Raw genomic sequence first — 11,126 nt, 5'->3', positions numbered from 1 at the left:
AGACAACCCCATGCATTATTTATCTCTTCATAGGTTGACGGCATTTGCCGCTGCTGCCATTCCATTGGCGACGGCCTTACCTGCGATCGCAAATGGAATACCCGCCACAAACCCAGACCTATTAGAGAGTAAACGCAGCCCTCAAACCTTTTTGGCCGCTACTTTTGGGCAAACAGCGGTCCCCCAAAATAAATTTATTGCAGTTGCGGTTCCCCGAGATCGGGGTTACTACAATTTGCTGGTTCTGGAACAAATTTCTAGCAGTAAAAAATGTTGGAAAGAGCATGGAGCGAGCCCCACAGAAATTGAGCCTCTATTGCTCAAGTTCGACTTTACAGGGATTTGTGGCCGTAGCACCGATAGCAATGGTTACTCTATCCGTCAGGCAGGTAAAGATCTAGGGCTAGATTATCAACTCACTCTACAAAAACAAGGTAATGAGCTGCTGTTGCTAGGGATGCCCAGCTCTCGCCGGTTAGGGGAGCCAATGGTTATTGGTAGAACCCGGGGCATGAGTTCTGGACTGCTCAAAATTCACTTGAATTCTGGCTGGAATTTTGCCAAACGCACCTACAATGGCAAAACCCTAGGCCATGTTTATCTCAATACTGAGCAAGCACAGCCCGCTGTGTTTGCCGGACGGCGCTTATCGCCTCCACGGTCATCTGCGAGAAGGGAGCCGATTGTGCCGCCTTCCTCTGCAAAAGTAGTTGACATACCCGTGCCCTCCCAGTCTGCATCAGTGCCCAGTTCAGGGTTTCTCTATCGAGTTGTGGTGGAACCTGGCAATAGCGGGCAAAAGACTCGTATCAAATCATTAGTGCCAGATGCTTTTCGATCCGCATACCAAGGTCGCTCGGTGATGCAGGTCGGCTTGTTTAATAGCCGTTCCAAAGTCGATAGCATCGTAAAACTGTTGAAGCGCAATGACTTGAAGCCAGAGATTATTGAAAATGAGCGATCTAGAATTTCTGCAGTCCCTCCTTCTTCGATTGCCAGTCGCGGCGTAGATATTCCTGTTCCTTCCCCGGTAGCCGATCGTAGACGCCGGTTTAAATCGGCTGCACGCCAATCTAATACGCTGTATCGGGTTGTCGTTAAGCCTCGGAATACCAAACAAAAATCTAAAATTAAGTCTCTTGTCCCCGATGCCTTTCGATCGTCTTATAAGGGGCGATCTGTGATGCAAGTGGGGTTGTTTGACAATCGCTCTAAACTGGATCGCATGGTCAAACTGATGAAGCGAAATGGTTTGAAACCTGAAGTCATCAAAGATAGTCGTCGCCGCCTCGCCTTGCGAACCGTGCCTGCTAGGGTAGGTGTATTACCCGTGCCGGGGTCTAGGATTCCAATGGGGCGCGCAGATAAAGGGTCCGATATTTATCATCTCCGGGCAGGATTGCCCCCTGCACCGCCCTCGTCATCGATTGCTTTAGGACCTCGATATCGAATCGTGGTATCAGCCTTTAATTCCCGTCAAAAAAGTAAACTTAAGGGGTTGGTTCCCGGTGCCTTTCGATCTTCTTATCGTGGGCGATCCGTGATGCAAGTAGGGTCTTTTGCTTCTGTGCGAGAAGCACAAGATAGAATGCAACTGATCCAACGTCACGGGATGAATCCGATTCTGGAGAAAACTCAGTAACTCCGACATCATTACAAGGAGAATGCGGTTGTCTAGATTACAAAAAATTGCTTTGTTGCTGCTGGCTGCCTTTGTTAGCCTCGCTCTTTATGGTCAACCGGTTGGGGCGGCAACCCCAAAACCCCCTCCAGCAGAAGCGGGTCAATCTATCCAACCCTATCTGGATCGAGTCAAGGATAAGGTAACGACATTTCGGCTGAAAAATGGACTGAAATTTATTGTTTTAGAAAGACATCAAGCGCCCGTTGTTGCGCTTCATACCTATGCAGATGTAGGCGGTTCTGATGAACCGATGGGACAAACTGGGGTTGCACATTATCTGGAGCATTTAGCATTCAAAGGCACTCGCCGGATTGGTGCAACAGACTATGAGTCTGAAAAGCCGCTCTTAGAACAGCAAGATAAGCTATTTGACCAAATCCAAGCGGCAAAGGCTAAAAAAGATGAGCAAGCGGTTCAAACACTGACCCAAGAATTCACTGAAGTCTCCAAGAAAGCAGGGGAACTGGTGAAGCAAAACGAAATGGGCCAAATCATCAACCAAGAAGGGGGCGTGGGCCTCAATGCCACAACCTCCTCAGATGCGACCCGCTATTTCTATAGCTTGCCTGCCAATAAGCTAGAACTTTGGATGTCTTTGGAATCAGAACGTTTTTTAGAGCCTGTTCTGAGGGAATTCTATAAAGAGAAAGAAGTCATTTTGGAAGAACGGCGGTTACGCACCGATAATTCGCCCATTGGCAAAATGGTCGAAGTCTTCTTAGGAGAAGCTTTTGATGTCCACCCTTATCTGCAGCCGGTGATTGGTTATGAGAAAGATCTTCGCAATTTAACCCGTCAGAATGTCCAAGACTTCTTTGATACCTACTATGGTCCTGGTAATTTAACCATTGCCATTGTGGGGGATGTGAACCCCAAAGAAGTGAAGAAGCTGGCGAAAACTTATTTTGGCCGTTTCAAGTCGCGATCACAGCCCCCTCAAGTCACTGAGGTGGAACCCCCACAACAGAAAACAAAATCCGTGACCCTGGAGTTAAAATCCCAGCCTTGGTATTTAGAAGGCTATCATTGCCCTGCCATTAGCGATCCGGATCATGCCATCTATGAATTGATTGCTAGCTTGCTGAGTGATGGCCGTACGTCTCGACTCTATAAGTCTTTAGTAGAATCGCAAAAGATTGCCTTGAGTGCAGAAGGGTTTAGTGGTTTTCCTGGAGATAAGTATCCGAACCTGATGTTGTTCTACGCGTTAACGGCACCCGGACATACGGTCGATGAAGTCGCCACTTCTTTGAATGCTGAGTTGGCAAAACTGAAGACAGAATTGGTAGATACCCAAGACTTGGATCGTCTGAAAACCCAGGCTCGGGCTAGTCTATTGCGATCGCTAGATTCGAATAGTGGGATGGCAAGGTTATTGACAGAGTACGAAGTCAAAACCGGGGATTGGCGCAATCTGTTCAGTGAACTAGAAAAGATTGAATCCGTGACTCCAGAAGATGTTCAACGAATTGCGGACTTGACCTTCAAACCTGAAAATCGTACCGTTGGCTATATCTTGTCCAAGGGCAAATAAAGGCTAGGGTTTCAATTCAGCATTTGTTGGAGCGTTTGAGCTTGAGCAAAACTAGGCGTGATGGCTAGAGCTGCCTGAACTTCTTGTCGTGCAGCATCTAGCTTGTCCTGCCGTTTGAGAATAATTGCCAAATTGTAGTGGGCTAAGGTGTGGATGCTAGCGGGTTGTTCTGGACGATCTGGTAAAGACAAGATTTGCTTGAAAACGATACTGGCTTCATCCAATTGATTGGCTTCAATTAACGCCAACCCCATATTGGTATAGGGTTGGTCGTAAGTAGGATCAAGCTGGATAGCCTTTTCATAGGTTTTTATTGCTTCGTCCAATTCCAGTTGTAGATGTAAGCTTAGCCCTAAATTGAAAAAGGCCTCGGCCGACTGAGGTTGTTCTTGCACGATCTGATGTAGATGAGTTTCAGCTTGATTATATTGCCCTGCCTTCAGCTCCTGCTTGGCTTGCTGTAACGAGGTCTGGGGGGTCTGACTCTGACCCAACGCAGGGAGTAACCATAAACTACTGAGCAGTACTACAAGAATGACCTTGTTGGCCTTGGGAAGCGTCATTACGGGAGATTCATTTCGAACCTTGGTATAGCGAGGGAATGCTTGATACTAGTTGAGCCATTCATCGTCGTTAATATGTCTCAACTCAGGCCAACCCATATAGCATGAGTTGACCCGATATCCGTTTGCCTTGTCTACCAAATTGACCCGCATTGCTGTGCTGCAGTTAGGCGTGGTGTGTTAGACGCCGATGCCAATACGAGTCGCTAAACTCGGAGAAAGCGGCAAGAGGATGGCCACCATGATGAATAAAGCAGCTAACCCTAAAGCCGCTCGGGTATCGTCAGGTTCTGTGAGTTCATTAAGGCTGGGACGTTCTAAATCTCGCTGTAGGAGCAAAATGATGATGGCCCAATACAAGGCAATGGGATTGGCGATGGCAATGAGGGCCAATATGACTAGGGTAATCCAAGTACTTAAACGCGCAATTTTTCGCCCATAGATGGCTTGAATAATCCGTCCTCCATCAAGAGAGCCAGCAGGCATTAAGTTAAGGGCCGTGATCACCAGGCCAAGCCAGCCTACACCGACTAAAGGATGAACCAGTATGCTGGAGACTTGCAAGGTATCTCCCAAGAACAGACGTGCTAACGTCCCTACAAAAATCGACCCTCTAAGAAACGAAATATCGAGGGGTAAAATGGGGCTGGACGGGGACAAAATTAATCCCAAAATGAGTAATGTGAGTGAAAACAAACCCCCGGCTGCCGGTCCAGAAAAGGCAATATCAAATAAGCTTTGGCGATTAGGAAGTAGAGATTCAAACCGATTAAAGACGCCAAAAGAACCAATTTGCAGGGCTGGAAAGGGGAAGGGCCAGCTTAGTCGCACCTGATATCGCTGGGCACTCACTTGATGACCAACTTCATGGGCGACTAATACTCCTACTAAACCTAAGCCGATGGGGAGTGCTTCCGATAATCGCTCGGGTTGTTCGATGAGGTTGAAGGACAATAAAAAAGCACCTGTAATGAGGCAAGAGCCAATGGTGGCTAAACTGAGAATCGTTGCAAACAGCTTTTGGGTCCACCCACCTACTTTCGGGTCGTTGCGTCGTGGTAAGACAATAACAATGGGTTTTTCGTCAGTATTCTCGACCAGAAATAAGCGATATTGCTCCGGCAATCTTGATTCGAGCTGCTGGGTTAACTCGCTATGAACTGTGGGTACATCTCCTCTTAGATTGCCCTGAATGATGACCCCATCTTGATAGGGAATGGTTTCTGTGGCAAAAAAAGTGTCAATGCCAAAGATGCCCTGGATTGATTTGAGATCTTCCGCTGAAATGGGAGGTGGGGCAATCGTTGTTGGGGGGATTTCAGGGGGAGTGGAAGAAGAGGCTTTGCTATCGGTAACAGGATTATCTGAGCTTGGTGCGGAGGTAGCTTCTATGGGAGAGATGTCTGGTGAGGTTGGGGGGGGGACCTGCTGGGAGTCTTGATTGGCTAAATAGCGTAACCGCCTGCCTAAGGTGATGTAGAGGCTAATGGACAGGATTACCATCAAAAGAACGCTCGCTAGGTTGAGAGTAATCCCTAAACTGAGCAGACCAAACATGAGGAGCCATGGTCCCATGAGGACCAGAGATTGTAGCCAAGCTAAAACGCCGATTTGCCCCATGGGACGGGCGCGTTGATAGCCGACTCCGAGAATTACAAAAGCGGCCAAAAAAAGTAAGCCAGTCATAGGTGCTGTTGGATGAATGAAGTGAGCAGCGTGGCAGTTGGATAGAACATAGCTCGGGCCTACCGGTTAGGAAGGGGCTTGTAAGGTTGTTTTGGACACGATGCGAGTTTTTTTGCGATCGCTGTCCGACAGCTCTTCCCCTTCCTGTAGCCGAGTAGCGCTGCCTTGTAAGATCGTGGCAGCATTTTCATCCCCCATTTGTAAGGCGGTATTTGCAGCCATTTGCAGCATAGTTGCTGCGCCTGCGCGGTCGCCTTCCTGCAGTTTCGTTTCTGCAATTTGTGTCTGACGATATTTAGCTAAAGCCAGGATGTTTTTTTGAACTTTAGGGTTCGAAGAGGGTTGATAACTCTCCGTTACCGCAATCTCAACCGGGATTTTTTCGGAAAGCAGATCCGTTTGTTCCAAAGCAGGATTGTCATAGCGGACTTGAAGGGTGGCAATGGTCTGTCGACCAGGAGAGAGCTGATCAATATAAAGATTGGCCAGTACTGTCCGCTGCATCTGGGTCATCAGATCTCCGATCCGAATAATGGCTAAATCGCCTTCTTCTGTAATCGGTAGCTCTACGGTTTCCGGAGTAACCTGGGCCACAGGTTTGAGATTAGCCAACCGGACGCCAGGGCTTAGAGAAATTAAAAAATGAGCATTCGTCAAGCTGACGGTCTCAATACGGGTAAATAGGTTATTGAAAACAGTAACGGCATTTTCGGGCTTTTCGATGAAGGAGAGGCTTCCCCCCCCTGAATCCGCGATACCTTCTAATACATCTTCATTCCAATGACTACCAAAGCCTAGGGTATTGAGGGTAATGTTGTACCCTGCTGCTAACTCGGCAAACTGTTGACAGCGCTGATTATCGCCATGTTCATTCTCACCATCTGTGAGCAGAAAGGCTTGAGAAATAGTGCCTTGTTTACCGACTGCTAACTCTTCAATCCCTAACTTCATACCATCATCAATGGCTGTGCCCCCTTTGGGCTCAAGACGTTGGATCAGGGCTTTAATTTGTTCCGGGTCTTCCACCAGTTGGTTGGGAATCAAGACTTTGGCATGGTGATCAAAGGCTACTACGGCAATGTGATCGCCAGGATTGAGTCGATCGATCAAGCTTTGAGCTGCTTCTTTGACCGTCGCTAACGGGCGGCCAGTCATGGATCCACTGTGATCCAAAATCAAACAGAGGTTCAACGGCGCGTTGCGAGTGCCATCGTTTAATCCCGTCTCGTGAATGGCAGAAACAGCAATGGATAATTGACGTTGTTGCGTTCCTTGAGAGGCGTCAAGATGGTCATCGTTTAGGGCCAGACTGAGGCTGACGTTCATGGTTTGTTTCTCGTAATGCAGAATGTGGGTTGCTTCTTGGGATTGGGTTTAGTCTAGCGATTTTCGCCAACTCTAACTCACTACTACAGAACCCTTTACATCCTTATCCTAAGTCTTTGCGACTCTAACTGGTGGGTCTTAAGCGTCCCAGTGAAAAGACTAGGAGAGGAGACTTTGACAATGGCGCTTATCCCTTGGCCCAGGAAAAATATAGACTACAGCAATGGAATGATGGTGACTAGGAATTTAAGAGTCGGAGGGATCTTCGATGCCTAATTCTCGCTGTAATAACTCAATGGATTGTGGATCGATGTAATTACGGCAGCAAACTAACTTGGGGAGACGAATTAAATCAGGTTCTGCTGCAATGACTGCGGCTTTTAAGATATCAAAACTGGCTTGATCACAAATAATGGTCTGAGCATGGCGGATAACGGCATTCAGTTTATAGGTATCCTTACACTCCGCACTCATGACGTAAATATCTTCACCACGAAGGCTATAAATCATGACTTCAGCGACCCCTAATGTACCAGGGCTGAGACTGACTAACCCCAGCCGACTGCCTTCGGGCAGGGCTTTAATCAGCTCTAATTCGTCGGAGTAGTCATAAATATCGATGGGGATAATGCGAAAGGCTTTGGGGTCTTTATGTTTAGCCTGCACTTCAGCCAAAATTTCTTCGGCTTGGGTGGCAAAATAGCGAACAGCCAGTACCGTGGCTGCTTTACGGGTTTTTAAGTCTGTGGATAGCTCTTCTAGGGCCACTAACTGAATGGTGATGGATAAGGCTTGCTGGAGCTCTTGTACCGTAATTTCACCTGCCCCCCAGTCATGTTTAGGGACGGTAACGATCACGCGGGTACTGGCACGCAGACGTTCTGTGATGGCATTGAGGAATAGTTCTTCCACCTGTTTGAGGGTGTAGCCGCGCTGGAGGAAGCCGTCTAAACTTTGCTCAATGAGTTCGGGGACAGGCGTGGCCGTTTCTTCTTCCGTGATCGGTAAGGATTCTTGGCCTAAGGCTCGAACATAAATTCCAGACCCCACTTGGGCTTCTACAAAGCCAGCGTTTTCAAGTCGTTCATAGACTTTGCTGATCGTATTGCGATGAAGCCCCGTTTGCATTGCCAGCTGTCGTGTACTGGGTAGCCGGTAACCAGGGGCGAACTGCCGAGATGCGATCGCAAAGCAGACTTGGTTAAATAACTGCGTTGAGGCCGGGATTTCACTATCCGGCTGAATTTTAAACTGGACCATCATAGGCCAAGGGCAAAGTGAAAGCAGCAATCCCTCTATCATATGAGCTGAAGAGAAGGATTGACAGACTTAAATTAGTTATTTTGGAGACGAGTCGGTTGCCAAATCTGTGACTTGAATCGTGAAATCCCTTCCCAAACCCCAGATGTTTCGAGACACTAGACATGGCGTAATCCCTGGGAAAAAGATTGCTGTGGTAGAGATTCAGACTAAATCGGTGACCATTAATAATGGAGATATCTCCATCGATGCCTACTTAGCCAAACCCCTTGAGTCAGGCATCTGGCCAGGTATTGTGGTCTTTCAAGAAGTTTTTGGGGTTAATGATCATATTCGATCTGTCACGGATCGGATTGCCCAGCTTGGCTATGTGGCGATTGCCCCTGCACTTTACCAACGACAGGCTCCAGGATTTGAGGTGGGGTATAGTCCTGCTGATTTAGAACTCGGAAGAACTTATAAGAATCAAACAACCGCAGCTGACTTGTTAAGTGATATCCGAGCTACGTTGACCTACCTACAACAACAAGAACCGGTGAAATCATCCTTTGGTGCCATTGGTTTTTGTTTTGGTGGGCATGTGGCCTATTTAGCTGCGACGTTGCCAGATATTCAGGCAACAGCTTCCTTCTATGGAGCAGGCATCGCAACGATGACGCCGGGAGGGGGAGTGCCGACTGTAGCACTAACCCCTCAAATTCAAGGCGTTCTCTATGCTTTTTTTGGCACTCAAGATGCTTTGATTCCATCCATAGATGTAGAGCAAATTAAAGCTGAACTGCAAGCACACCAAATTCGTCATCAAGTGTTTACTTACCCTGCCAACCATGGTTTTTTCTGTGATCAGCGAGCCAGCTATCAGCCTGAAGCAGCAGCTCAGGCTTGGCAGCAAGTTCAACAGCTGTTTAGGCAGTATTTATAAGACTGCATCTCGATTAACCAGTAATCAAGAATCTTCATTGGGGTCTAACGAAAGCTGTTTGGCTGATGGAGCTGAAGATCGGCGACGACGGCGGCGAGTAGACGTCTGAGCGGGTTCAGCTGGCTTTTCTTCAGCTGGTTCAGGCGTGGCGACTAATACCGGTTCGATTTTAGCCACTTCAGCTTTGGCGGGGGGGGCAGTTTCAACTTCGTCTAGCTCTTCTTTTTCGTCTTGGGTGGCAGCGATTGCTTTGTTGACTACTTTGATGGCTGCTGTTTCAGTGACCACTTTGATGGCTGCTGTTTCAGTAGCAGCTGGTGCTGGGTTATCCCCTGGTGCGAGGATTTCTACAATGGCTGATTTGGGCTTTTTGATCTCGCCTGGGAACAAGACTACAGGCGAAATACCCATAAAAGCGTAGATATCCTGCTCTTCGGAGGTCATCGTCACGGAGATGACTTCTGGCGGTGTGTCTTGACGTTGACGAGTGCTGGAGCGGCTTCGAGATCGTTCCGAGCGTTCCGAGCGTTCCGAGCTTTCATTTCCCTCGCTTTTGCTTGCGTCTGAACCATTGGTGTCGCTGGTGTTTTTGACGACTGGTTTAGAATCCGAGGTAGAACCATTGCGAACTAAACGAGGGCTGATGGATTCCCGAGAAAGATTATCTCCTAACCGAGAACGGCGTCGACGTCGGCGGTTGCCTCGTTCTTGATAGCTGGGATGGTTCGTTAAATCAAGTTCTTGCAGGTCATCCGATGGATCGAGATGGATCTGATCATTTAAGTTGGCCGAGATGCCTGGTAAGGGTATACCGGATGTACTGATGGGGGTAGGTTTAGTGGTCTCAGATCGTTCCACCTCACCCACGGTTGGTGCAGCTTCACCTGGGAGATGGACCAGATTTCCAAGCCCCCCACAGGCGGGACAGGGGGTGCCAAATAGCTCGTAAATATTTTGTCCTTGCCGTTTGCGAGTCAGTTCGACTAAGCCTAATTCGGTCAGCTGGGCAATTTGGGGGCGAGCTTTGTCTGCTTTTAAGGCTTTATTAAACTGCTCTAGGACTTGTAGTTGATCGCGGCGAGAGTCCATATCAATGAAGTCAATGATAATGACGCCGGCGATATTCCGTAACCGCAGCTGACGAGCGATTTCAGTGGCAGCCTCACAGTTGGTCCACAATACCGTTTCTCGAGCTGTGGCGGAGCGAGTGAAAGAGCCGGAGTTGACGTCAACAACGGTGAGGGCTTCTGTTTTCTCAATAATGATATATCCACCAGAAGGTAGGTCAACCCTTGGTTTTAAGGCTTCTCGGATAGCCGCGTTGACGCGGAAATACTCCAGGATGGAGGTGGACTCACGATGCTGATCGACCAATACCCCTTGGGGTAACTTGTTGGTATTGTTCCAGTTCACCAGGTGCTGTTTGACCCGTTTGAGACCTGGGGTAGAATCCACCACAATCCGATTGACATTATTGCTGTAAACGTCTCGGAGGACTCTTTGGATAAAGTCTGTATCCCGATCTAGCAGTGCAGGGGCTCGCGTCGAAGCGGCTTGCTGCTGGACACTTTCCCACTGCCGTTGTAAGAGTTCCAAGTCTTCAATGATGGCTTCTTCGGCAACACCTTCGGCTTCAGTACGGACCAACAAGCCCATACCTGCAGGCTTAATTAATATGCCGAGGGCGCGTAAGCGACTTCGTTCGTCTTCTATGCGAATGCGGCGGGATAGGTTGACCCCCCGCCCTGAGGGCATGAGGACCAGGTAGCGACCCGGTAAAGATACATTTCCCGTGAGCCTTGGACCTTTAGTCCCTGTTGGCTCCTTCATGATTTGGACTAATACTTTTTGTTGGGGCGTTAACAGTTCAGTAATCGCACCAGAGTTGCGCTTTAAGCGCACTGGACCCAAGTCGCTGACATGAATAAATCCATTGCGTTCAGCATCGCCAATATTGACAAAGGCAGCATCAATGCCAGGTAATACATTCTCAACGATACCTAGGTAGATGTCTCCTACCTGATGACTGCCAGTGGCAACGATGAGTTCTTGGATTTGATCTTCTGAAAATACAGCAGCGATCCGATGCTGCTCGGCAATGATAATTTGCTTGGGCATTCAAATTCCTCAAAGAAACTGAGCCAGCAGACA

8 protein-coding genes are annotated in these 11,126 nt (G+C 48.3%); 3 read left to right on the top strand and 5 right to left on the bottom strand.

Annotation, left to right across the window (positions count from 1 at the left end; translation table 11 throughout):
• The first annotated feature begins 10 nt into the window (after positions 1-10).
• Both I1H34_RS20075 and I1H34_RS20070 read left to right on the top strand, forming a co-directional pair.
• Entirely contained in the window at positions 11-1,642 is a 1,632-nt protein-coding gene (locus tag I1H34_RS20075) for a DUF3747 domain-containing protein (RefSeq protein ID WP_212662730.1), read from the top strand.
• A 22-nt stretch (positions 1,643-1,664) separates the two neighbouring features.
• The gene (locus I1H34_RS20070) at positions 1,665-3,218 is read left to right on the top strand and encodes a M16 family metallopeptidase (protein ID WP_315874847.1); all 1,554 of its coding nucleotides are present in this window, start codon (positions 1,665-1,667) and stop codon (positions 3,216-3,218) included.
• An 11-nt stretch (positions 3,219-3,229) separates the two neighbouring features.
• Here I1H34_RS20070 and I1H34_RS20065 read toward each other — a convergent pair whose 3' ends face one another.
• The 4 genes from I1H34_RS20065 to I1H34_RS20050 form a co-directional block, all read right to left on the bottom strand.
• Positions 3,230-3,781 carry a tetratricopeptide repeat protein gene (locus tag I1H34_RS20065; RefSeq protein WP_212662728.1) on the bottom strand — a complete coding sequence of 184 codons (552 nt, stop codon included), beginning with the start codon at positions 3,779-3,781 and terminating at the stop codon, positions 3,230-3,232.
• Positions 3,782-3,961: 180 nt separating this feature from the next.
• A complete protein-coding gene (locus I1H34_RS20060) occupies positions 3,962-5,467 on the bottom strand; it encodes a site-2 protease family protein (RefSeq protein WP_212662727.1) in 1,506 nt (501 codons plus the stop codon).
• Between the two features lie 66 nt (positions 5,468-5,533).
• Complete coding sequence (locus tag I1H34_RS20055) at positions 5,534-6,793, bottom strand: vWA domain-containing protein (protein ID WP_212662726.1); 1,260 nt, start codon at positions 6,791-6,793, stop codon at positions 5,534-5,536.
• A 246-nt stretch (positions 6,794-7,039) separates the two neighbouring features.
• Positions 7,040-8,056 (bottom strand): GntR family transcriptional regulator, encoded by a 1,017-nt coding sequence (locus I1H34_RS20050; RefSeq protein WP_212662725.1) that lies wholly within the window; start codon positions 8,054-8,056, stop codon positions 7,040-7,042.
• A 184-nt stretch (positions 8,057-8,240) separates the two neighbouring features.
• Between I1H34_RS20050 and I1H34_RS20045 the strand changes: the two genes are divergently transcribed.
• Entirely contained in the window at positions 8,241-8,975 is a 735-nt protein-coding gene (locus I1H34_RS20045; RefSeq protein WP_315874892.1) for a dienelactone hydrolase family protein, read from the top strand.
• A gap of 24 nt (positions 8,976-8,999) precedes the next feature.
• On the opposite strand, the gene rne is transcribed toward I1H34_RS20045, so the two are convergent.
• Positions 9,000-11,093, bottom strand: a complete 2,094-nt coding sequence (gene rne, locus I1H34_RS20040) for a ribonuclease E (RefSeq protein WP_212662724.1) — start codon at positions 11,091-11,093, stop codon at positions 9,000-9,002.
• Positions 11,094-11,126 lie beyond the last annotated feature (33 nt).

The sequence above is a fragment of the Acaryochloris marina S15 genome, assembly GCF_018336915.1.
GTDB classification, from domain to species: domain Bacteria; phylum Cyanobacteriota; class Cyanobacteriia; order Thermosynechococcales; family Thermosynechococcaceae; genus Acaryochloris; species Acaryochloris marina_A.
This window is presented reverse-complemented; position numbering and strand designations above follow the sequence as displayed.

Coding starts and splice junctions, on each gene's coding strand:
- I1H34_RS20075 (WP_212662730.1), top strand. CDS start 11: ATGCATTATTTATCTCTTCATAGGTTGACGGCATTTGCCGCTGCTGCC.
- I1H34_RS20070 (WP_315874847.1), top strand. CDS start 1,665: ATGCGGTTGTCTAGATTACAAAAAATTGCTTTGTTGCTGCTGGCTGCC.
- I1H34_RS20065 (WP_212662728.1), bottom strand. CDS start 3,781: ATGACGCTTCCCAAGGCCAACAAGGTCATTCTTGTAGTACTGCTCAGT.
- I1H34_RS20060 (WP_212662727.1), bottom strand. CDS start 5,467: ATGACTGGCTTACTTTTTTTGGCCGCTTTTGTAATTCTCGGAGTCGGC.
- I1H34_RS20055 (WP_212662726.1), bottom strand. CDS start 6,793: ATGAACGTCAGCCTCAGTCTGGCCCTAAACGATGACCATCTTGACGCC.
- I1H34_RS20050 (WP_212662725.1), bottom strand. CDS start 8,056: ATGATGGTCCAGTTTAAAATTCAGCCGGATAGTGAAATCCCGGCCTCA.
- rne (WP_212662724.1), bottom strand. CDS start 11,093: ATGCCCAAGCAAATTATCATTGCCGAGCAGCATCGGATCGCTGCTGTA.